At 65.5% G+C, this 22975-nt stretch carries 19 protein-coding genes; 6 read left to right on the top strand and 13 right to left on the bottom strand.

What is annotated here, in order from left to right:
• Positions 1–50 precede the first annotated feature (50 nt).
• The 4 genes from arcD to kdgK1 all read right to left on the bottom strand — a co-directional run bounded on the left by arcD (position 51) and on the right by kdgK1 (position 5399).
• Positions 51–1553 carry an arginine/ornithine antiporter ArcD gene (arcD, locus tag BM083_RS08805; RefSeq protein ID WP_089868634.1) on the bottom strand — a complete coding sequence of 501 codons (1503 nt, stop codon included), beginning with the start codon at positions 1551–1553 and terminating at the stop codon, positions 51–53.
• 125 nt (positions 1554–1678) lie between these two features.
• Positions 1679–3109 (bottom strand): dihydrolipoyl dehydrogenase family protein, encoded by a 1431-nt coding sequence (locus BM083_RS08800; protein WP_089868632.1) that lies wholly within the window; start codon positions 3107–3109, stop codon positions 1679–1681.
• Between the two features lie 90 nt (positions 3110–3199).
• Positions 3200–4387: a hypothetical protein gene (locus BM083_RS08795; RefSeq protein ID WP_089868630.1), complete on the bottom strand. Its 1188-nt coding sequence runs from the start codon at positions 4385–4387 to the stop codon at positions 3200–3202.
• A gap of 52 nt (positions 4388–4439) precedes the next feature.
• Positions 4440–5399, bottom strand: coding sequence for a bifunctional 2-dehydro-3-deoxygluconokinase/2-dehydro-3-deoxygalactonokinase (gene kdgK1, locus BM083_RS08790; protein ID WP_089868627.1), 960 nt, complete (start codon positions 5397–5399; stop codon positions 4440–4442).
• A 351-nt stretch (positions 5400–5750) separates the two neighbouring features.
• On the opposite strand from kdgK1, the gene BM083_RS08785 reads away from it, so the two are divergent.
• From BM083_RS08785 to BM083_RS08780, 3 genes are all read left to right on the top strand, one after another.
• Entirely contained in the window at positions 5751–6536 is a 786-nt protein-coding gene (locus tag BM083_RS08785) for a winged helix-turn-helix transcriptional regulator (protein WP_177197591.1), read from the top strand.
• A gap of 144 nt (positions 6537–6680) precedes the next feature.
• Entirely contained in the window at positions 6681–6842 is a 162-nt protein-coding gene (locus tag BM083_RS23250) for a hypothetical protein (RefSeq protein ID WP_177197590.1), read from the top strand.
• A complete protein-coding gene (locus BM083_RS08780) occupies positions 6835–7200 on the top strand; it encodes a response regulator (RefSeq protein ID WP_177197589.1) in 366 nt (121 codons plus the stop codon). The genes BM083_RS23250 and BM083_RS08780 overlap by 8 nt, the downstream gene beginning before the upstream one ends.
• A gap of 10 nt (positions 7201–7210) precedes the next feature.
• Here the strand turns inward: BM083_RS08780 and mutL are convergent, their stop codons facing one another.
• The 8 genes from mutL to BM083_RS08740 form a co-directional block, all read right to left on the bottom strand.
• Positions 7211–9487: a DNA mismatch repair endonuclease MutL gene (mutL, locus tag BM083_RS08775; RefSeq protein WP_089868621.1), complete on the bottom strand. Its 2277-nt coding sequence runs from the start codon at positions 9485–9487 to the stop codon at positions 7211–7213.
• Complete coding sequence (locus BM083_RS08770) at positions 9484–9885, bottom strand: NUDIX hydrolase (protein ID WP_089868619.1); 402 nt, start codon at positions 9883–9885, stop codon at positions 9484–9486. Before BM083_RS08770 ends, mutL begins: the two co-directional genes overlap by 4 nt.
• Positions 9882–10298 carry an NUDIX hydrolase gene (locus BM083_RS08765; RefSeq protein ID WP_089868618.1) on the bottom strand — a complete coding sequence of 139 codons (417 nt, stop codon included), beginning with the start codon at positions 10296–10298 and terminating at the stop codon, positions 9882–9884. The genes BM083_RS08770 and BM083_RS08765 overlap by 4 nt, the downstream gene beginning before the upstream one ends.
• 140 nt (positions 10299–10438) lie before the next feature.
• Positions 10439–12637, bottom strand: coding sequence for a glycoside hydrolase family 3 N-terminal domain-containing protein (locus BM083_RS08760; RefSeq protein WP_089868616.1), 2199 nt, complete (start codon positions 12635–12637; stop codon positions 10439–10441).
• A gap of 66 nt (positions 12638–12703) precedes the next feature.
• Positions 12704–15388, bottom strand: a complete 2685-nt coding sequence (gene mutS, locus BM083_RS08755) for a DNA mismatch repair protein MutS (protein ID WP_089868614.1) — start codon at positions 15386–15388, stop codon at positions 12704–12706.
• Positions 15389–15580: 192 nt separating this feature from the next.
• Entirely contained in the window at positions 15581–16246 is a 666-nt protein-coding gene (locus BM083_RS08750) for a hypothetical protein (RefSeq protein ID WP_089868612.1), read from the bottom strand.
• Between the two features lie 53 nt (positions 16247–16299).
• Positions 16300–17745 (bottom strand): bifunctional hydroxymethylpyrimidine kinase/phosphomethylpyrimidine kinase, encoded by a 1446-nt coding sequence (gene thiD / locus BM083_RS08745; protein ID WP_089868610.1) that lies wholly within the window; start codon positions 17743–17745, stop codon positions 16300–16302.
• Positions 17745–18782, bottom strand: a complete 1038-nt coding sequence (locus BM083_RS08740) for an AIR synthase family protein (RefSeq protein WP_089868607.1) — start codon at positions 18780–18782, stop codon at positions 17745–17747. Before BM083_RS08740 ends, thiD begins: the two co-directional genes overlap by 1 nt.
• Positions 18783–18937: 155 nt before the next feature.
• On the opposite strand from BM083_RS08740, the gene BM083_RS08735 reads away from it, so the two are divergent.
• Together BM083_RS08735 and BM083_RS08730 are read left to right on the top strand one after the other, a co-directional pair.
• A complete protein-coding gene (locus BM083_RS08735; protein WP_177197588.1) occupies positions 18938–19459 on the top strand; it encodes a DUF6789 family protein in 522 nt (173 codons plus the stop codon).
• A gap of 86 nt (positions 19460–19545) precedes the next feature.
• Positions 19546–21297 (top strand): cbb3-type cytochrome c oxidase subunit I, encoded by a 1752-nt coding sequence (locus BM083_RS08730; RefSeq protein WP_089868606.1) that lies wholly within the window; start codon positions 19546–19548, stop codon positions 21295–21297.
• A 92-nt stretch (positions 21298–21389) separates the two neighbouring features.
• On the opposite strand, the gene BM083_RS08725 is transcribed toward BM083_RS08730, so the two are convergent.
• Positions 21390–21980, bottom strand: coding sequence for a MaoC family dehydratase (locus BM083_RS08725; protein WP_089868604.1), 591 nt, complete (start codon positions 21978–21980; stop codon positions 21390–21392).
• 189 nt (positions 21981–22169) lie between these two features.
• Between BM083_RS08725 and BM083_RS08720 the strand changes: the two genes are divergently transcribed.
• The gene (locus tag BM083_RS08720) at positions 22170–22802 is read left to right on the top strand and encodes a DsbA family oxidoreductase (protein ID WP_089868602.1); all 633 of its coding nucleotides are present in this window, start codon (positions 22170–22172) and stop codon (positions 22800–22802) included.
• Positions 22803–22975 lie beyond the last annotated feature (173 nt).

Raw genomic sequence — 22975 nt, 5'->3', positions numbered from 1 at the left:
GAAAAGCGAGCGAGAAACAGCGGTGAGAAAGAGAGAACGAGACGGCGGTGTCAGTCGTCGTCCGCGACGGACTTGACCGCACCTTTGATACCAGCTTCCGTCTCCTCGTCCTGCTTCGTGATGCGCCATCCGGTGAGTCCCATCACCACGAGGATGGCGGGCGAGAGGAACCCGAGGAAGTAGTACGGTGCGTAGCCCGCGAGTCCCCAGTTCCCGGCCCAGACGGGGACACCGAGGACGCCCGCCATGTAGACACCGCCCGCGTTCCACGGGATGAGTGCGCTCGTCGTCGTCCCGGCGGCTTCGACGCCGCGCGAGAGGTTCCGCGAGTCGAGGTCGTACTCGTCGTACAGCCCTCGAAGACTCATGCCGGGGACGACGATGGACATGTACTGTTCGGCCGCGAGGACGTTCATCCCGATAGCCGAGGCTGCGGTGCCGACCGTGAGACCAGCGACCGACGAGATGAGTTGGCCGACTGCGTGGGCGATGACCGCGAGGACGCCCGTCCGTTCGAGCAGGCCGCCGAGCGACAGAGCGGCGACGACGATGGTGATGGTCCACGCCGACCCGAGCAGACCGCCCGTGTTCAGGAGGCTGTTGACGAGTTCGACGCTCGTCTCGGGGGCCGTTCCGTTCTGGGCGACGTCCCACGCGGTGACGAAGCCCTCGACGCTGACCGGACCTTGGACGAAAATCTGCGTGAACACGCCGGTGAAGATACCCGCCACGAGCGCCGGAAGCGCCGGGTAGCCGCGAAGCGCGAGTCCGAACGTCACGACGAGCGGGACGAACACCAGCGGCGAGACGCTGTAGGCGCTGGTGATGGCTCCCTGAATCTCCGCGACACGGCCAGCGGACGACCCGCCCGTCGCGGAGAGGCCGAGCAGTGCGTAGCCGACGAGCGAGATACCGAGCGCGATGCCCGTCCCGACCCGCATCGTCCGGATGTGGGTCATCAGGTCGGTGTTCGTCACGGCGGCGGCGAGGTTCGTCGTGTCCGAGAGCGGCGAAATCTTGTCACCGGTGTAGGCACCGGTCAGCACCGCGCCCGCGGTCATCGGTTCGGGGATGCCGAGTCCGGCCCCGATACCGATGAACGCGACGCCGAGCGTCCCTGCGGTGGTCCACGACGAACCGACGGCGAACGCGACGAGCGTCGCCAAGAGCGCCGCCGCAGGCAGGAATATCTGCGGCGAGAGGATATCTAGCCCGTAGTAGATGAGCGCCGGAATCGTCCCTGCACCCGTCCAGACGGCGATGAGGATGTAGATGACGAAGATGATGAGTATCGCTTGCATCCCCATCCGAAGACCGTCGACGATGCCTTCGTACATCCGCTGCCACGAGACGCCGATCCAGTAGCGGCCGACCAACCCCGTGAGTACCATCCCCCACACGAGCGGGAAGTGCGCGTCGAGTCCCAGTCCGATGGCTCCGACGCTCAGAAACAGCAACATCCCGACGACCGGTACCAACGCCTGCACGAGCGTCGGCCGGTCCTCGGCCGGGATGTCGTCGTATGTCAGCGGTTCGAACGATAGTGTCGCCATACAAGCGACGGTATTCCGGTGGCGCATATGTATCTGCGGTTTGCATGCGCCATAGACATTAGTTGACACGGCTGAGAGTCTCTCACGGAATCACGCTCGCTCGTGGGATACGGAGTCGCCGACGCTCACTCGTCCAGTTTCTTACTCGCCGACCGGAACAGACCGTCGAGAATCTCCGGCGTCGTCGGGTGGTACGCTCGGTCCGGCAGGTCGCGCACGTCCAACTCCATCTCGACGGCCACCTGCATCGTCTTGGCCATCACGTCGGCGTGATAGTGCAGACCCTGATACCCCAACACGGTGCCGTCGTCGGCGTCGACGACGAGCGTCGCGCGGCCCCGTGGCGTCATCTTCGTCTTGAACACGCCGTCGTCGCTCGCCTCACGGGAGACGGCGACGTAGTCGAGTCCCGCTTCGTCCGCAGAGAACCGCGAGTGGCCGACGCGGGCGTACGGGTAGACTGCCGCACCCGAGAAGACAACGTGGTGGTGGACGTTCTCGTAATCCACTAACTCCTCGCCGCGGGCGTGTGCGAGGATGTTGTCGGCCGCCACGTATCCCTGTTCTTTGGCGACGTGCAGGATGGGTTCCTTCTCGTTGACGTCGCCGACGACGAAGGTGTGGCCGTCGTCGCGGGCCTGCATCGTGTCGTCGACCCACCCGTCTTCGACCGTGAGGCTCGTGTGCCCCAAGCCGAGGCCGTCGACGGTCGGTCGGCGGCCAGTGAAGAGAAAGAGTTGCTCCGCCTCGATGGCCGCCGACTCGCCGTCTCGCTCGACGTGGAGTCTGACGCCACCGTCTGCAGTCTGTTCGACGGATTGCTCGTGCGTGTCGGTCAGAATCTCGATGTCGAACTCCTCGCGGTAGAGAGCCAGTAGGTCGTCACCGAACTCCGGGTCGGCCTCGTCTAAAGGCCGGTCGTCGTGTTCGACGACGGTGAGTTCGGAGACGCCCGCTTCCTTCAGGTACGGGACAAGTTCCAGACCGACGTAGCCGAACCCCATCACGACACCCGACTCGGGTAACTCGGTCGCATCGAGGACGTCTGCGCTCGTCATGTAGTCGACGTCGTCGATACCGTCGAGGTCGGGGACGTTGACCGACGACCCCGTGGCGACGACGACGTAGTCGGCATCGAGTTCTCGCTCTCCGTCCTCGCCGTCGATATCCGAGACGCGAACCGTGTGGTCGTCGACGAACGTCGCAGTGCCGTGGAGGAACTCGACGCCCTCCTCGCTCGCCATTCGGTGGACGGCCGACCGACGGTGTTCGGCGAACCCGAGGACGTGGTCGTCTTTGGTCGCCACCGTCTCGTGGAGGTCGATGGTCGGCGGGTCGCCGGTCAGTCTGTCGTCGTGGCGGGCCTGATAGCGGTGGGCCGCCGCAGAGAGCACCTCCTTCGAAGGCATACAGCCACGGAGGATACACAGCCCTCCACCCGGTTCGCCGTTGTCGACGAGCGTCAACTGGTCGACTCTGCTTCCGACGTGGTCCGAGAGCGTCTCCGCGACGGCGACGCCCGCACTCCCGTACGCACCGACGATGACGACGTGCATACTCGCCAATCAAAGCCGAACGGATTAGGTGTTGTGTCGGTTGGGCGAGAACGGTGGAAAACCGACAGACAGCGAGGCGTCGGGGGAGAACTAGTCCCGTCGACGGACGCGGCCGGCGAGACCGACGAGTCCAGCGAGTGTCGCGAGCAGTGCGAGGACGGCGACGCCGGCCCCGAACCCGGGCGTCGTCGTCGACGTCTGTGACGTCTGTGACGCTTCGGCCGTCGATTCGGACGACTCGGCCGAGTCGCCGTCGTCGCCGCGAATCGTCACCTGTCGCTCGGAGAAGTGGTTGAGCGCGATACCGACTTCAGTCGTCGCCCGGGCGTTACTGCTCTGTTGGACGAGGTACTTCGAGGTCTGTCCGCCGCCGGCGGCCATCTGGAGTTCGCCGTAGGTCAGCGCTTCCCCGGCGACTTCCCCGTCGACGGTGACGTTGACAGTGCCGTCACCCGCTCCGTCGAGCGTCCCCTGTGGGATGCTCGTGAGAATTACCGTTCCCGACTCGACGGCTCTGTCGACGGTCATGTCGAGTGCGTCGGCGCTCTGACTCGTCACCTCGACAGTTGTATTTCGGCCGTAGGCGACGGTGTCGACGACGGTCTCGCCACCGCGCTGCACGAGATAGACCTCGCCCGTCGCGACGCCGTCGGCGATGAGTTGCTCTTGATTCCGGTCGTCGGTCCCGCGTTCGTCCTCGTAGGTCCGGACGACGAGATAGCCGTCCGGCCCGACCGTCGCCGTGAGGTCACCGTCGTCGTTGACGCCGACGCTTCCCTCACCGACGACGAACACGGACGCCTGTGGGCCGCTCTCGGTCTCGACGAGAACCGTCGCGTCGCCCTGGTAGGTCGCCTCCGTCGTCTCGCTGAGGTTCGCCTGGAGGTACTGAGTTCGCTGCTCACTCTGGAAGACGACGATACCGTGGGTGTTGTCGTGCACGTCGAGGGTGGCCCCGCTGTCGGCTCTGACCGTCGTCTCCACGTCGGTCGTCGACCCGAGCGAGAGGCCACTCCCCGCGAGCGACCCGAGCGACGAGACGTCGGCACCGACGCTCACGACACCGCTCTGTTCGGCCTGCTGTTTCGACTGGACGGCGATTCGCTCGAAGAACGTCGTCCCGTCGACGCGGTAGTCGATGAGAGCGGTGTCGTCGACCGAGAACTGGACGTGCTGGCCGTCGTAGGTCGTCGACTCCTGTGCACCGACGACCGCAGGCGCGGCCGTACTCGTCACGAGAAAGAAGACCGCGAGGAGCGTGAGAGACCGTGGTATCATGCGGCAGGCTACTCCGGAGTCGTGCTATAGTCTTGTGGCTACTCGCCGTGTTCTACCGTGAAATCGTGTCGTGTTCGTCGGCGACGACGGTGTCGACTTCGGCGGGCGTCACGAGCGCCACGTCGCCGTCGATAGTGCGTTTCAGCGAGGCGGTCGCCGCACCGTACGCCAGCGCCTCTCGCAGCGTGCCGCCGTCGAGGCGCTTCGAGAGGAAGCCCCCGACGAAGGCGTCGCCGGTTCCGATTGCGTCGTAGGTGTCGGCCGCGAACACCGACTGTTCGGCGACGTCACCGTCGTGTAGTGCCAGTGCGCCTTCGCCACCGCGTGTGACGACGACCGTCTCGAAGTCGTACGTCGACGCGAGATGCTCTGCCATCTCGGCCGCGTCGCCGTCGAGTCCGAGACAGGTTCGCGTGTCGCTGACGGGGGCGACGAGAACGTCGACGTGGGCGAACAGGTCGCGGTACTGCTCGGCGGCCTCGTCGGGCGACCAGAGTTTCGAGCGGTAGTTCAGGTCGAACGCCGTCGTCGTTCCCGCCGCCTGTGCTCGCTGCAGGAGCGCCTCCGTCGTCGTCGCCGCCGTCTCCGAGAGAGCGGGCGTGATACCGCTCGTGTAGAAGACGTCCGCGTCGTCGATGGGGTCGGTGTCGAGGTCGTCGACGGTGGCCGTCGTGATAGCGGCGTTCGCTCGGTCGTAGATGACGTTCGTCCCGCGGGGTTCGCCGCCGTATTCGAGGTAGTAGGTGCCGACGCGGGCCTCGTCGCGGTCGTCCCACGCAATGTTCGTCTCCACGCCGTAGCTCTCTAGTTCGGAGACGATGCGTCGACCCAACGGCGAGGCGGGAAGTTTCGACAGCCACACCGTATCGCAACCGAGGTTCGCCGCGGCAGCGGCGACGTTGCTCTCGGCACCGCCGGCCTGCACGTCGAGTTCGCGGGTCCGTTCTAACCGGTCGCCTCGGGGGGGCGAGAACCGAAGCATCGTCTCGCCGAACGTGACGATATCTGTCATACCGAGAGAGTCTGACGGCGGCGCACATAAGTTCCGGTCGTTCCGTCTGAACTCGCCACTCGCCGACCGTGTTCGCGACGGCGTCGGCGATGAACGTTTCTGAGGAATTCCTCCGTATTCGACGCTGTGAGCCCTCAACGAGCCAACGTATGGCCACCACACTTAACAACAGTGACTCCATACGAAGCCAGTGTGAGCGGTCGACGATAGCCTCTCTGGGCGGCGACCGCTCGCCACGCAACACACAGGTCACGCAACCCGTATCACGGAGAGATTGAACAGCGGACTGCAACCTGATACAGCGCTATGTCTCGTTTCAACCGATATCTCACACTCCTCGTAGTGGCTGCCATGCTCGTAAGCTACTCCGGAGCCACGGTGGCGGCCGCAGCACAGCCTTCGACCACACTTGCTGTCACAGGAGACACGAGTGACCGGCACGTGAACCCCTTCGCGACTGCCGACGGCGTGGACACGGAGCGTCCCGACCTCCCCGACGGCCTCGACGCCGCACTTACCGATGCATCGCTCGAGACGGGGCTTTCAGACCTCTCGACCACAGTGACAGTCGGTGGTGAAGAGATCGTGCACCTCACGGGTGTGTTCGCACAGATGCCAATAGGCGATGGTGCGCCCGGCCTGCTCGTCGCGGCGGGCTACCAGCGGCGCTCTACGTCGTCCACGCTGGAGAACGAGACGCGAAGCGAACTCTACGAGACGGTTCGTGAGTCGCCGGGGTCGTACCTCAGTGAACTCGCGACGGAGTTAGACGTCTCCGTCTCGACGGTTCGCTACCACGCGCGGATTCTGAAGAACAACCGCGTCGTGGCCGTCGCCGAGACGGCCGGCAAACACCGACTGTATCCGGTCGGCGGTACCGACCCGGTGCTACTCGCCGCGCTCGACGAGGAGTCGACGGCACGCATCCTCCACGCCGTCGAGCGGTTAGGGCCAGTCACCGTGTCGAGTCTCGCGACCGACCTCGACCTCGCGGATAGCACCGTCTCGTACCACCTCAACCGACTCCACGACGACGGACTGGTCACGCGTGAACGAGCAGGCCGGACGGTGCTGACCGAACTGACGCCTCCGGTCGACGCCGTGGTCAGCGACGACAGCGCTCGGTCGTCGAGATAGCTGTCCGAGAGCTAACCATTCGATACCGTTGAGAGAACCGTTATTCTCGCTCACGCGTGAGTACTTGGGTAGTGGGCAGTACTTCGGAGTCGGAGACAGAGTCGATTTTCCGATGTGCAGCTTGCGGCACCCGTTAACGCATCTATGGAATTTCGCATCACGTCTCACGGCATCGCCGTCGGCGACACATCCACGGGTCTCCAGGGCGTACTGACGGGGACGTCCACCGAAGTCGGAGCCGAACCCGACGACCCCCGGACCGCCAGCGTCGAGGAACCGTATCGAGGGGCTAGAGACGGTGACTGACGCGCCGGCAGTCCTCGCACTCGCCGCGAAGCAACGAAATCTCGAACTGCTGACGGACGCACTGACTAGCGAGGGCTACGCCGTCGAACGGACGACCAGCCAGGCCGAAGCGACTCGACTGCTCGAACGACCCCGGTTCGACCTCGCTGTCGTCGACGTCGACGGGTTCTCGCGAGCGATACTCACCGTCGTCGAAGCACTCCACGCACGACAGGTGCCGGTCGTCGTCCTCTCACGACGAGTCTCGTCGGTCCTCCGGAAGCGAGCGATGGAGGCCGGCGCACTCGTCGTCCTCGAAAAACCGGTTTCGCGAGGCGAACTCTCACACCAACTGCGTGTGCTCGTCCCGAAACCGTAGTCGACTCTGGTTACTCTTCTCGTCGCCGCCCCGCGTGACCCGGATAGTCGCGCTCGAATCGGTCTGCTATCTCGTCGCGGTCGAACTCGATGACGACCGGGCGTCCGTGCGGGCAGGCGTAGGGGTTCTCGCAAGCGTCGAGCGCTTCCAGCAACTCGACGACGGACCCCTCGGTCAACGACGTGTTGCCCGTGATAGATGGGTGACACGCGAGGTCTGCGAGCAACGAGTCAGCGACGGCGTCGACCGTCTCACGGCCGCCGTCACGTTCCGCTTCGACGAACGCCGTCAGCACGTCGCGGAGGAGTTCCGGTTCGAGTGCGGCGTCGAAGACGGCCGGAACGGAGCGAACGGAGACGGTCCGTTCGTCCGTTCGCTCGGCGTCGAAACCGAGTTCTGCCAGCGCGTCGGCGTACTCCTCGAACAGCGCCGCCTCGCGCGCGGTGAGTTCGAGTTCGACGGGTTCTGCGAGTCCCTGTGTCGGCGTGTCGCCGCGAATCTCCCGGCGAAGTCGCTCGTAGTTCACCCGCTCGTCGGCGGCGTGCTGGTCGACGAGGACGAGTCCGTCCGGCGCTTCGGCGACGAGGTAGGTGTCGAACAGTTGGCCGAGCACTCGAAGCGAGGGTAGCGAGTCGAACTCGCCGCCGACGGTGGCTTCCTCGCCGTCGAGCGTCTGCTGGTTCGTCGCCCCGACGACGCTGAACGTCGCCGACGAGTCGTCGCCTGCGTGCTCCGTCTCACGTCCCTCGTCGTCGCCGAGCGACGACTGTTGCCACGGCCGCGGCGACGGGCGACTCGCGTCCGTTCGTTCCCGTTGCTCGGGAAACTCCCACTCGTCGGTGGCCGCCCGGAAGTCCGGGACGGCGTCCGAATCTGCGGTGGACTCTTCCGAACTGCGGGCGTTGTCGACGACCCACGACGCCTCGTCCGTCTCCTCTTGCCGTGTCTGTCGTGTGTGCTGCTGCTCGTCCGTCTGCACGGCGTCTGTGGTGTCGACGGTGTCGACCGTCTCCGCTTCGACCGACTCGGAGCGTGCCGCCGTGGCATCGTCGTCGACAGCGTCGGCGTCGGCGGAGCCAGTAGCGTCACCGACGGTTTCGACGTCACCAGTATCGACAGCGTCGGTTTCGTCGACAGCGTCGACTTCATCGACAGGGCCTGCTGCAGGCGACTCAGTGTAATCATCTGTCTCTGCGTGCTCCGGAGCGACGGGAGTCTCGTCGGGTGCCGACCGACCGCGCGGGGCGGACGAGCGGACCAACCCACCGTCGAGGAGAGCGGATTCGACCGCCGACTCGACGGCGGCTTTCACGCCCGACTCGTCGTCGAATCTGACCTCCATCTTTCTCGGGTGCACGTTCACGTCGACCGAGTTCGGCGGCACGTCGAGAAAGAGGACGGCGAAGGGGTAGCGGTCGGGGGCGAGTTGGCCGACGTAGGCGTCGAGGACCGCCTCGCGAAGTGAGCCAGCAGTGACGTACCGACCGTTGACGAACGTCGAGAGATACTCGCGGCCCGAGCGCGTCGTCTCGGGGTGACTGACGAGTCCGGAAATCGAGGCGACGGCGTCGTTCGCTGGGTCGCTCTCGACGCGCGTCATCGCCTCGGCGACTTCCCGGCCGTAGACCGAGAGCACCGTCGATTCGAGACTTCCCTGTCCTTCGGTGGCGAACACTTCTCGGTCGTTGTGTTCGAGCGAGACGGCGACGTCCGGGTTCGCCAGCGCGTACTGCGTGACGACGGTGTTGACGTGGTCGAACTCCGTCGCGTCCGTCTTGAGGAACTTCTTTCGCGCGGGCGTGTTGAAGAAGAGGTCGTCGACTTCGATGGTCGTCCCCGCCGGACAACCAGCAGGACGGACCTCGCCGACGTCGCCGCCTTCGACGGTCAGTTCCGCACCGGCGCCGGCCGACCCGCGGGGCTTCGAGCGCACCGTCGTCCGTGAGACGGCGCTGATGGTGTGGAGCGCCTCGCCGCGAAAGCCGAGGGTGGCGACGCCGGTTTCGAGGTCGTCGATGTCCGAAATCTTGCTCGTCGTGTGTTCGTCGACGGCGACGGCGAGTTCGTCTTCGGTCATGCCGACGCCGTCGTCGCGGACGCGAACCCCGTCTTTCCCGCCGTTCCGGACGGCGACCGAAACCCGAGATGCGTCGGCGTCGAGACTGTTCTCGACGAGTTCCTTCACGACGCTCGCGGGGCGTTCGACCACCTCTCCGGCGGCGATGCGTTGAATCGTCGTCTGGTCGAGTGCGCGAATCGTCGGTCGGTCGTCTCCCGTGTCGGTCATTCTCGTAACTCCGTGGCTCGCGTGACGGCGCTTCCTTGCGTCTCGCTCAACCGCTCGGCCGCCGCCGACGGCGTGAGCCAATCGTAGTCGGTGTGTTCGTCGCTGAGTGTGACGCCGTCGCCCTCGGCGAGACAGTAGTAGTAGACGCCGTAACGTCCATTTCCGCGGTCGTTGCGCCACGACGTCGTGTAGATAGGTCGGCGAATCGCCACGTCGAGACCGGTCTCCTCTCGGACTTCGCGGCGCAGTCCCTCGACCGTCGACTCGTCTGCGTCCAGTCGCCCGCCGGGGAGTTCCCAGCCACCGTCACTGGCGCGGCGGACGACGAGGATTCGGTCGTCGTAGCCGAAGAGGACGGCCCGTTGGCTCACCGTCGCGTTCAGCGGTTCGTCCGTCACCGGACCACCGCCCGTCGTCTCGCCGCTCGTTCGATTGCCGTCCGGAGTTCCGAGGGCGAGAGGACGTCGTCGACTGCGCGTTCGGGGTCCGTCCACTGCCAGTCGCGGTGTTCGTCGCTCAACTCTACCGCGCGACTGTCGGTCGTACATCGAAAGACGACGGCGTACCGACCGTCGCCCTCTTTCGTCCGCCACGTGTCCGTGTATATCGGCTCCTCGACGTCGACGTCGAGTCCCGTCTCTTCGCGGACTTCGCGGCGCAGTCCCGTGACGACGTCTTCGGAGGCGAGAAGGCGACCGCCGGGGACGTCCCACCGGCCGCTCGACGCTCGGCGAAGCAGCAGCACGTCACCGTCCGGGCCGAACAGCGCTGCCTTCTGGCTGATGGTCGCCTGCAGATGTTCGTCGGTCATAGCTCGTTCACAAATGGAACCAGGGAGTGTTTAACGTTCGTGCCCCGTGACGCGGTTTGCGGTGAGTGCATCGGCCGCACCAACTGCACCGACTGCACCGACTGCACCGACTGTGACGGCACACGACAGCTACCGAAGAATCAGCCGTCGTCCGCGACGGTCAGCGACGCCGTCGACCCCTCACACTCGACGGTGACCGTCCCCGCCTCGACGACGCGACTCCCGTCCGGGTGGAAGACACTGAACGCCGAAGCCGGGAGGTCGAACTCGACGGTTGCCGTCTCGCCTGCGTCGAGGCTCACGCGCTCGAAGTCGACGAGTTCTCGGACGGGCGTGACGGTCGAACTGTACTCCCGAGCGCCGAACAACTGGACGGCTTCGTCGCCAGCGCGGTCACCGACGTTCGCCACGTCGACGCCGACGGTGACACGTCCGTCCGGGTCGACCGTCTCCGCCGACAGCGACAGGTCACGGTACTCGAAGTCGGTGTACGAGAGACCGTGGCCGAACGCCCACAGCGGGTCGTAGCTCGGTTCGTGCTCCTCCCGACCGATTGGCGTCGGGTTGGGGAGGTGGTTGTGTCGCGTCGGCAGGTGACCGGTCGAACGCGGCACCGAGATGGGAAGCTTCCCGCTCGGGTTGTTGTGCCCGAAGAGCGTCTCGGCGACCGCTCGTCCGCCGTCGGCACCGGGGTAGTACGCCTGCAGGATGGCCGGGACGTTCGCCTCGGCCCACGGCGTGGCGAGCGGCCGACCGGTGATGAAGACGAGCGCCGTCGGCGTCTCCGTCTCGACGATGGCCTCCAGTAGGTCCTGTTGCGCGTCGGGGAGGGTGAGTTGCGTGCGCTTCGGGAAACGGTCCGTCGGCCCAGTTATCTCCTGCACCCCGAACTCGTGGATGTACCAGTTCTCGCCGAGGACGACGACGGCGACGTCCGCCGATTCTGCGGCCTCGACGGCCGCTTCGACGTCTGCCGGTTCGTCGATACCAGCGCCCTGTTCGTAGGTGACCGTCGTGTCGTCGCCGACGACGGATTCGATACCGTCGCGAACGCTGATACCGGTGACTTCGTCGTCTTTGCTCACGCTCCACCCACCGACCTGATTCGAGAGCGCGTCCGAGTTCGGCCCCGTGACGAACACCTCGTCGGTGTCGGGGTCGAAGGGAAGCAGGTCGTCTTCGTTCTGCAGCAGCGTCATCGACTGGCGGGCCGCGTCGAGGGCCGTCTCTCGGTGGGCGTCGGTTCCGAGTACGTCGTCGAGACCCTCCGCGTCGACGTAGGGGTCCTCGAACAGACCGAGGTCCGCCTTCAGTTCGAGTACGCGCCGAACCGACTCGTCGACGACGGATTCGTCCACCTCGCCCGACTCGACGAGGCCGACGACGTGGTCGGTGTGGTCGACGCTGCCGAGCGAGTGGACGTCGACGCCCGCGGTCATCGACTGCCGAATCGCCTCGCGCATCGACTCGGCGACGCGGTGGTCCTCGTGGAGCATCCGGACGCCGTTCCAGTCGGAGGCGACGTAGCCGTCGAAGCCGAGTTCTTCGCGGAGCACGTCGGTCAACCAGTACGACGACCCGTGAGAGGGTTCACCGTTGATGGAGTTGTAACTGGGCATGATACCCTCGAGTCCTTCTTCGAGAATCGGCTCGAACGCCCGGACGAAATCACGACGGAGCGACGAGAGCGAGCGGTCGACGGGGGCGGTGTCCTCGCCGCGTTCGGGTTCGCCGTACGCTGGGAAATGTTTCGCCATCGTCGCCACGTCGACGTCGGCATCGTGGACGCCGCGCGACTTCGCGGCCGCGAGTTCGCCACAGAGAAGCGGCGACTCACCGAACGTCTCGAACGTCCGCCCCCACCGCGGGTCACGGGCGACGTCACAGGTCGGTCCGTAGGAGAGTCGTGCTCCGGTCGCCGCGACTTCTCTCGCCGTCGTCGTCCCGACTCGTTCGAGGAGTGCCCGGTTTCGCGTCGCTGCGAGTCCGAGATTGTGCGGGAACACGGTCGTGTTCTGCACGTAGGCGTGGCCGTGGATGGTGTCGACCGGAATGAGAAGCGGGATTCCCAGTCTGGTCTCCTCGACGGCGGCGCGCTGGAGTCGGTTGGCGATGTCGACGACTTCCTTCGACCCGGTGTGCGGCGACCCACCGAACCCGAACGGGGTGGCGAAGCCGATACCGGGGTTACGGACCAGTGCTTCGACTTCGTCGACGGTCTGGGTCGGGTGCTCCGCCATCTCGCCCACGTACGTCCCAGCGAGTTGTGCGGCCTTCTCACGGAGCGTCATCTCGTCGAGAAGCGCCTCGACCCGAGAGTCGGCGTCGTCTGCGTGCATAGTACGCCGATTCGGAGACAGACTCTTGACTGTAGGGGCTGTCGGTGGGCGTTGCCGGAGTGTCGCTCACTCGTCCAGTCGCTCTTTCCACTGCTGGACTTTCGCCATCAACTCGATGGGCGACGTCTCGTTGACGTCCGTCGACCGCAACTCTTCCAGAATCGCCTCGGTGTCGGCGTCGAGTTCGGCTCTCGCTGGCTCTGCGTGACCGTTAGCCGTCGTGGCGGCGGTTCCGTTGCTCCGCTCGCCAGTCGTCTCGGCCACGTCTGCCGTGTCGCTCCCGCCCGCGAACTGCCCCGACCCGAGGTCGAAGACGGCTTGGACGGGTTCGCCGCTCCCGCCGTCGCCGCCCTTCGCCTCGATAGCCTTCTCGTCGCGCAGACGACCGAGTACGTCCGTCGCGCGGTCGACGACCGGTTTCGGCACACCCGCGAGGTCGGCGACGTGAATCCCGTAGGAGCGGTCGGTCGGGCCGTCGACGACGGTGCGGAGGAACGTTACGTCGCCGTCTCGCTCGTCGGCGGCGACGTGGACGTTCGCCACGCGCGGGAGATGGTCGGCGAGACTCGTCAGTTCGTGGTAGTGCGTCGCGAAGAGCGTCTTGGCGCGAACCTCGTTGTGCAGATACTCGGTCGCCGCCCACGCGATGGAGATGCCGTCGTAGGTGGCGGTGCCGCGGCCCACCTCGTCGAGGATGACCAGCGAATCTTCGGTCGCCGAGTGGAGGATGTTACTCAACTCCTGCATCTCGACCATGAACGTCGAGCGTCCCTGTGCCAACTCGTCGAGTGCGCCGACGCGGGTGTAGATACCGTCGACGACGCCGACTGTCGCACTGCGGGCGGGGACGAAACTGCCGACTTGGGCAAGCAGGGTGATGAGCGCGGCCTGTCGCATGTAGGTCGACTTCCCGGACATGTTCGGGCCGGTGACGATGAGGAATCCCCGACGCTGGTCGAGTCGGAGGTCGTTCGGCACGAAGTCGGTCGTCTGCTCGACGACGGGGTGGCGACCGGCCTCGATGGTGAGTGCGTCACCCTCGTCCAACGCTGGGCGGACCCAGTCGTTCCCGGCGGCGTGGGTGGCGAGGGAGGCGAGCGTGTCGACTTCGGCGAGCGTCCGCCCGACGTCCTGCAGGAGTTCTGCCTGCTCGGCGACTCGCTCGCGGAGGTCCTGAAAGAGTTCGTACTCCAAGTCGCCTCGCACCTCTTCGAGACGGAGGATGTCGCGTTCCTTCTCCTCCAGTTCGTCGGTGACGTAGCGTTTCGAGTTCTTGAGCGTCTTTATCTCGCGGTAGTGTTCGGGGACGCGGTCGGTGTTGGATTTGCCGACCTGGATGTAGTAGCCGTCCGTCTTGTTGCGGTCGACCTGCAGGTGTTGAATGCCGTGTTCGCGCTTCTCGCGCGGGCCGAGGTCGTCGAGCCAACTCTTCGCCGACTCGTGACGCTCGATGAGGTCGTCTAGCTCGTCGTCGTAGCCGCGCTTGAACAGTTCTCCTTGGGTGACCGTCTTCGGTGGCTCTTCGGCGAGGGCGTCGGCGAGTTCGTCGTGGAGCGCCGCTGCAGCCTCGCGGTCCGGCCGCTCTACGACGTCGCGGAGTGGCGAGTCGGCGAGTCGACTCCCCTCGATGGCGTCGACGAGCGCAGGAAGGATGGCGAACGTGTCTCGGACCGAGAGCAGTTCACGGGCACCTGCACTCCCGCTGGCCGAGCGACTGGCGAGTCGTTCGAGGTCGTACGCGCCGTCGAGCACGTCACGGACCTGCTCGCGGGCGAGTGCCTCCGAGGCGAGCGCCGAGACGCAGGTCTGTCGCCGTCGCAACTCGTCGGGGTCACGTCGCGGGCGCGTCAGCCACTCGCGGAGGAGTCGTCCACCCGGACTCGTGACGGTGTGGTCGAGCGTGTCGAGGAGGGAGCCATCGCGCCGACCCTGCATCGTCTCGGTCAGTTCGAGGTTGCGCTGCGTCGTCGCGTCGAGTTCGAGATGGTCGCGGGCGTGGTAGGCCTGCAGGCGCGTCATCGACTGGAGGACGCCCGCACCCGTCTCGTCGACGTAGGCGAGGACGGCACCCGCCGCCCGAACCGCTCGTTCGGAGTCGATACCGACGCTCTCCAACGCTTCGTCGCCGAACTGTTCGCGAACGCGATGGCGCGCACGACCCGGTGCGAACGCCTCCGCCTCGTGGAGTGAGAGCGAGGCGTCCGTCCCGTCGCGAAGGGACGCGAGGAACTCGTCGTCGCCGCGGAGTTCCGGGCCGGGGAGGATTTCGGCGGGGGCGAACCGGTACAGTTCGGCGTGGGCGTCGGCGACGTCGTCGACGTCGGTGACGAGGAAGCGACCGGTGGTGATGTCGGCGAACGCGAGACCAAATCCATCAGAGTCGCGAACGAGTGCGGCGAGATACTGGGCGTCGGCGTCTGTCGTCTCCAAGAGCGTGCCGGGCGTGACGACGCGCGTAATCTCGCGGGCGTGGCCGTTCTCCGTCTCGTACTGGTCGGCGACGGCGACTCGGTAGCCGCGTTCGACCAACGCCTTGAGGTAGGGCGTGAGGTCGTCGAGGGGAACGCCCGCCATCGGGTAGGACGACCCGTGCGAGGACTTCTGCGACACCTTCAGGTCGAGTTCCTTCGCGACCAGTTCGGCGTCGTCGGCGAAGAACTCGTAGAAGTCGCCGCACTGCATCGCCAGAATATCCGCGTCCGTCTCCTCTTTGAGGGCGAGGAACTCCCCGACGATTCCCGTTGCAGTCATACTCTGTTCTGGGAGAGACGGCGGCTAAAGCACTGCGGGTTACTGATGCGGTTTGTGGGAGAATGTCGCCCGTCGCCTCGCACGGGCCGTCCCTACCCTGTCCGTGCGGTGCGACCGAGACGACACGTAGACGAACAGACCGGCGGGAAGTGTAGGTTACGGCACGTCAGACAGTCGTCTGACGAGTTCTCGTCACCGACGGCGAGCGACGGCGACGCCGGCAACACTCACGACGACGAGCAACACGGCGACGACGGCCGGGACGACGCCGAATCCCGGCGTCAACACACCCGTCGGCGCGTCGCTCTCGACGTAGACGCGCGTACTCGTGAAGGCGTCTCGGCCGCTGGCCTCGTAGACGGCCGTCGACCCGTTGACCGACGAGGCACCCTCCGCACGCTGGACGTCGCCCGGCATGTTCACCACGTATCGGAGTTCGAAGTCGGCGACGTCGACGCCCCCGCCGGGAGCGACGTCGGCGTCGTAGAACGTCGTGTCCTCGTAGACGACGCGACCGTCGACGCGGGTCACGTTCAGTCGCTCGGCGTCGACGGGGTTCCACCCGGTTACGACGAGCGTCACCGTCGCCTGGTCGCCGTCGAGCGACTGGCTGACGCTGACGTTCTCGGCGTTCGAGTCGTTGACGTTCGCACGGAGTTGTTCCGCCAGCGAGTCGTACCCCTCGTCTTCGGCACCTTGGTTCAGGAGACCGTAGACGGTCGTCGAGGTGTTCAGGTTCAGTTCGTAGCGGTCGATGGTGCCGTCGGTGGCGACGTCGGACTCGACGGTCATCGTCGCACAGCCAGACAGCAAGACGAGGAGGGCCAGTATCGCGGCCGCGGGGAGACGGTTGTCCATGGGTGAACGAAACATGGAGAGAGGAAATCGTTTCCGACGCGAGCGCCGTCTCTCTATCGCTCCGCCTCGACGGCGTCGAGGAGCGTCAGCGTTCGCTCGACGAGTGTGTCCGCATCGGCGGCGAGCAGTTTCACGATACGCTCCTTACCGACTGCACCCCGGTCGACGACGGCGACGGGTGTCCCTTCGGTCGATTCGAACGCGCGCCGCGCCCCCCACTGCATCGTGTTTCCTTCTTCGGTCGCAGAGTCGTCCGGTTCGGCCGCACGGTCGAACTCCGCGACTGGACCGTCGAGTGCCGACAGGGCGGCCTCCACGTCGTCGGCGAACCGACAGTTCACGGCGAAGCGACGACTCGGGTCGACTTCGCGGGCCGCGAGGAGAAAGCGCGCGACGTGACTGGACGCGCCGAGACGCACGCCCCGATTCGGGTGGACGCCCGAGAACGTCCGCGTGATACGCCCCTCGACGGCCGCCGTCTCGTCCGGTGACTCGGCGTACGGCGTCGCCCCGACGACGTTCATTCCGACTTCGGGGACGAGGAGGGAGACGTCGCGGGCGACGAACTCCTCGACCACACTGGCGACTGCTTCGACCGTCTCCTGTCGGGCGGCCCGCTCTCGGAGTTCCACGAGGTGGTGGACCGCACCGGGTCCCTCGCCGACGTCGAGACCGTATCTGACCGCGCGATGGAGGAAGTCGGTTCCGCCGTCCACCGCCTCGACCAGCGACTCGCCGCGAGCGAGTCGGGCCGCGATGGCACTCGACAGCGCGCACCCCGACCCGTGTGTCGCGTCCGTGTCGACGCGCGGATGGTCGAAGCGGTGGGTGGCGAGTCCGGTCGGTGCGTCGGGCGTGCCCGGTGCGTCCGGCGCGTCGTCGTCGCGGGGCGCACGGCCCGCACGGAGTCGGTCGGAGACGACCAGCGTGTCGACGACGCGCGCTCCGTCGAGGTGGCCGCCCTTCACGAGCGCCGCCTTCGCCCCCATCTCGACCAGTCGCTCGGCCGCCTCGCCCGCGCTCTCGCGGTCCGTCACGTCGACGCCGGAGAGCACCGCCGCCTCGTCGGTGTTCGGCGTGACCAGCGTCGCGGCGGCGACGAGTTCCTCGTACGCCGACTCGGCGTCTGCGGAGAGGAGACGGTCGCCCGACGTGGCGACCATCACCGGGTCGACCACGAGCGGTGCGTCGACCCCGTCGAGTCGGTCGGTCACCGTCTCGATTACCTCGCGCGTGGCGAGCATCCCCGTCTTGACCGCACCGAGGGTGAAGTCGTCGAGCACGGCGTCGAACTGCGCCTCGATTTCGCTCGTCGGCAGAGTGTACGAAGACGCGACGCCGCGGGTGTTCTGCGCCGTCACGGCGGTCAGTACAGACGTTCCGAAGACGCCGTGGGCCTCCATCGTCTTCACGTCGGCTTGGATACCTGCGCCGCCGCCGGAGTCGCTGCCGGCGACGGTGAGCGCGACAGGTGGCGAGACGGGTGCCGGTCGGCGCATCACTGCTCCTCCCGCGCCTGCAACTCGGCCATGTGCTCCTCGAACGCGCCCCAGAACGGGTCGACTTCCGGATGGGGAACCTCGTCGCCGTCGACGCGAAGCCCCAACCCCTCGACCACCTCGCCGACGGCGGCCGACGGAACTCCTTCGCGGTCCAGTGCGTCGAGGACCGCGTCGGCGTCGTCGGGAGCCACCGTCGCCAGCAGCGTCCCCTCGCTGATGGCGTGCCACGGGTCGATGCCGAAGAAGTCGCAGGCTTCGAGCACGCCCGGGAGGACGGGAACCGAGTCGCGGTCGATGTCGATACCGACGCCCGCGGCGCGAGCGAGTTCGTAGAGACCGCCGTAGACGCCGCACTCGGTGGCGTCGTGCATCGCGGTGACGTCGCCCGCCGCAGACGCGACCATCGCGTCGCGGACGGGACTCATGTCGTCGAAACGGTCCTGTGCGGCGTCGATGGTCGTGTCGTCGACGCCGCCGTCGCGCATGAGCGGGTCGAACTGGTTGCTCAGGAGACCCGTCGCCTCGATAGCCGGACCCTTCGTGATGACGACCGTATCGCCGACGCGCGCGCCGTCGGGCCGGACGAGATTCGCGGGGTCGCCGACGGCGACGCTCGTCGCGCCGCCGACCATCGGATAGTTGCACCCGGCGTATCGGGCGGTGTGACCCGTGACGATGCTCACGCCCAACTCGCGGGCCTCGGCGTCGAACGTCTCCAAGAGCGTTCGAATCTGGTCGTTCGAAATCTCCGGCGGGAGATTGAAGTCGACGGCCAGATGTGTCGGGGTGAGACCCGAGACGGCGACGTCGCTGACGAGGATGTGGAAGGCGAACCACGCCGCACGCTCGAAACCGAGCGACGGCATCACGAAGACGGGGTCGGTGGCCATCGCCACGGCCCGGTCGCCGACGTCGACGACGCCGAAGTCGACGCCGTGTTGCGGTGAGAGCCGAACGTCGTCTCGGTCGGCCCCGAGGTTCGGGTACACGTACTCGTCGAAGAACGCACGGTCTATCTTGCCGAGTTCGGACATACCCAGTGATATTCGTTCGTGGTACTAAGCTGTGTGCTTCGATGAGGAGAGAAGAAGAGAGACGAGTGGACGAACGAGGGGCAACCGAGTAGTGAGCGACACTGGACGCGACGATAGCCGGTGTCTTATTCAGGGACGGCCGTGTATCGTGGGCCATGCAGACGCCGCGGACCGACGGAGGCAACGACGAGGGGTATCTGGAGTACGCGCTGCGAAACCTTCGCCACCCGATAAGCGCCATCGCCGGTGGCGTCGTCGGAATGGCCGTCATGAGCGTCCTCTTGCTCCTCTTGGAGGTCGAGACACGCGAACAGATCGGCGTGTTCGACGCCGTCGCCCGCTTCGCCGGCCAACCGGGGAACGTCTTCGTCGGTTTCGTCCTCTTCGTGCTCGCGGGGGGTATCGCCTGGCCGTTGCTCTTCTTGGCGCTCGAAGACTACATTCCGACGAGTCCCGACCCGGCGACGCGTGGAGCGGTCTTCGCAGTCGTGCTGTGGGTCCCTTTCGTCGTTCTCGGCCGCGGTGACATCGGTGGGGCGCTGTTGGTCATCTACGCCATCTTCACGCTTATCTCGCATCTCGCGTACGGGTTCGTCCTCGGAGCGGTCTACGGTCGACTCACCGGAACGACTCGGAGTCGCTTCGAGGAGACGCCGTCGGTGGAATCTTCACGGTAATTCCTCCGCGGCGGGTAGCTATTTGCCTCCCCCGTCCTAAGGGGAGCTATGTTCATCGGGACCTCTTGTTCGGAGGCGTGGTACCCGTGGTAGCACTCGCGTCTGGACTGGTGACTATCACACTCCTCCTCACGCTTCTCGCAGTGGGCGCGGTGGTGTTTCGACTTCGTCGTGACGGCGGCAGAGACACCGACACACCTGCGACCGACGGCGGCTTTCTGCGTGGCACGCGAGTGCGGACCGAGAAACCACTCGGTGTCTTTCGTTGGTTGACGACTGTCGACCACAAGGACATCGGCGTCTTGTACCTCCTGTTCGGGACCGTCGCGGCCCTCTGGGGCGGCACCGACGGGATGATGATCCGGACCGAACTGTTCACCGCCGGCGTCGACGTCTGGAGCGCAGAGACGTACAACGCGCTGTTCACGACCCACGGGTTCACGATGCTGTTCTTCTTCGTGACGCCCGTCTTCACCGGCTTTGCGAACTACTTCCTGCCCATCCTCCTCGACGCCGACGACATGGCGTTCCCGCGCATCAACGCCATCGCCTTCTGGCTCCTGCCGCCGGCGTTCTTCATGGTTCGAGCGGGACTCATCACCGAGATTATGGGCAAGATGCTCTTGGCCGTCGGTATCCGTAGTGAACTCCTCTTCGCACTCGAACCACCGACGACGGGGTGGACGCTCTACACGCCGCTGGCGACCCAACTCACGAACCCGCAGGTCGACATACTCCTCCTCGGACTCCACCTGAGCGGTCTCGCGACCATCATGGGTGCAATCAACATCATCGTCACCGTGTTCACCGAACGCGGCGACGAGGTCAGTTGGAGTAACCTCGACATCTTCACGTGGACGATGCTCACCACGAGCGGCATCATCATCTTCGCGTTCCCCATCCTCGGGAGCGCAGTCCTCATGTTGTTGCTCGACCGTAACTTCGGAACAGTGTTCTTCGCCGTCGAAGGTGGTGGCCCCATCCTCTGGCAACATCTCTTCTGGTTCTTCGGCCATCCGGAGGTGTACATCCTCGTCTTACCGGCGTTCGGACTCGTGAGTCTCATCCTCCCGAAGTTCTCGGGGCGGAAGCTCTTCGGGTTCAAGTTCGTCGTCTACTCGACGCTCGCTATCGGCGTGCTCTCGTTCGGCGTCTGGGCACACCACATGTTCTCGACGGGAATCGACCCACGGCTTCGGGCGTCGTTCATGGTCGTCACCCTCGCTATCGCCATCCCCTCGGCCGTCAAGACGTTCAACTGGATGACGACGATGTGGACCGGCAACGTTCGACTCACCGCGCCGATGATCTTCTGTGTCGGCGGTATCGGTCTGTTCGTCATCGGCGGCGTGACCGGTATCTTCCTCGCGTCGATTCCGGTGGACCTCGTGCTCCACGACACCTACTACGTCGTCGGCCACTTCCACTTCATCGTCATGGGCGTCATCGCCTTCGCTGGCTTCGCCGCGAGTTACTACTGGTTCCCCATCCTCACCGGACGGATGTACAACCAGACGCTCGCCCAAGTGCAGGCGTACCTCAGCATCGTCGGCGTCGTCGTGACGTTCATGCCGATGCTCATCATCGGCCAGATGGGTCTCCCTCGCCGGTCGGCAGAGTACCCTGCGCAGTTCGAACTGCTCCAACAGGTCGCCACCGTCGGCGCGTTCGTCCTCGGGTTGGCGGCGGTTCTCTGGGTCGTCAACATGGTCCAGTCGTACCGACTGGGCTCTATCGTCACCGACCCCGACCCGTGGAACCTCAAGGAGTCCGGGCAGTTCACCCGCGAGTGGCAGTGGTTCGAGAAGAAGATAGAGGACCGAACGAAGACGCGCTGATAGGTGAGACTCGGCTTTTTGTCGCGGTTTGTTGAAGTGTGACCGATGAGCGAGAGAAAGAGCGACCGCGAGTTCGTCAGAAGAGACCGACTTTACTCTGCGGCTTCGGGTGTCTCCGCCGCCGCAGTCGGCAGTTCGTCGACGAGGACGACCGCTTCGCCGTCGATGAGTGTCTGCCCGTCGTCGTCGGTGACGACGGTCGTGAGACGGTAGCGCCACTTCCCGAGGTCTTCGACGATTTCACACTCGGCGGTGAATCGGTCGCCGACCGACGCCGGAGCGTGAAACGACGTGTCCTGCGAGAGATAGACGACGACACCTGGGAGACGAGCGAGTGCGGCGCTGATGAGCCCCGAGACGAGCGTCCCGTGTGCGATTCGGCCGCCGAAGCGCGTCCCGTCGGCGAAGTCGTCGTCGAGGTGGAGTCTGTTGGTGTCGCCGCTGGTGTGTGCAAAAGTGTCGACGTCCGCGCCGGAGAAGGACTTCTCGAAGACGACGGTGTCGCCGACGGCCAGATTCGACCGCTGGTCGACGCTCCGTGTCGCAGTCCACTCCTCGTCCTCGTACGCGACTGCCGAACCGTTCGGACTCGTCGGATGGTCTGCCATCTCCGTCATCGTCGCTTCCGTCGTCTTCGTCGTCTCCGCTACATCGGCATCGGCGTCCGGGTTTCGGCTGGCCATTGTCGACTCCGGCTACTCTCGTGACATACATCATTATTCAGGGGATAATCTGCCGGTACGACCAGAGGACGACACTTAGTGGTGTGGTAACAGTCCCCTATCTATATGTAGTCGTCCCCCGTTCCGCCCGCCCGTCGCCGTCGCACACACGAGCAACCCTCTTCTGTCTCGTTGGTCACTAGCCAGACGATGAGTCAACAGGAGTCGGAACGAATCACGGTCTACTCGGACTACGTCTGTCCGTTCTGCTACCTCGGGCGTCACTCGCTGAACCAGTACCAAGAGACCCGCGAGGAGGAACTCGAAATCGACTGGCATCCGTTCGACCTACGCTCACAGAAACGCAACCCGGACGGCACCATCGACCACGCTGTCGACGACGGGAAAGACGACGACTACTACGCACAGGCCAAAGAGAACGTGCGTCGCCTCCAGGAGAAGTACGACGTCGAGATGGACCTCGACATCGCCACCGACATCGACTCGCTGCCCGCGCAAGTCGCCTCCTACTACGTCAAGGAGCACTACGACCAAGCGACGTGGCTCGACTTCGACGTCGCTATCTTCGAGGCACTCTGGCAGGAGGGCAAGGACATCGGCGACGAAGCGTTGCTCGTCGAACTCGCCGAAGACGCTGGGGTCGCCGGCGACGAGATTCGCTCGGCACTCGACGACGAGAGCCTACGAGCGGAGGTCCGCGAGCAGTTCACCGAAGCCCAACAGCACGGCGTGACTGGCGTGCCGACGTTCGCCTACGAGGGCTACGCGGCGCGGGGTGCGGTCCCACCCGAGCAGTTGAGACGACTCGTCGAAGGGACGTAGTCGTCGAAAAATTCGTTACAGCGGTTGTTCACACCGCGGGCAGTCGGTCCGCTCGTCGGTGACGATTGGCCGGAACCCGCAGTGGGAGCACTCGTACCACGCGACCATCCCGTCGAACGCCTCTCGTTTGTTCATAACGATTAATCGTCGCGCGCAAAGGTAAGTATTAGCCA

The sequence above is a fragment of the Halogranum rubrum genome (assembly GCF_900114455.1).
In the GTDB taxonomy this organism is placed as follows: Archaea; Halobacteriota; Halobacteria; order Halobacteriales; family Haloferacaceae; genus Halogranum; species Halogranum rubrum.
The sequence above is the reverse complement of the archived record's forward strand: the minus strand, read 5'-3'. Positions and strand labels throughout refer to the sequence as shown.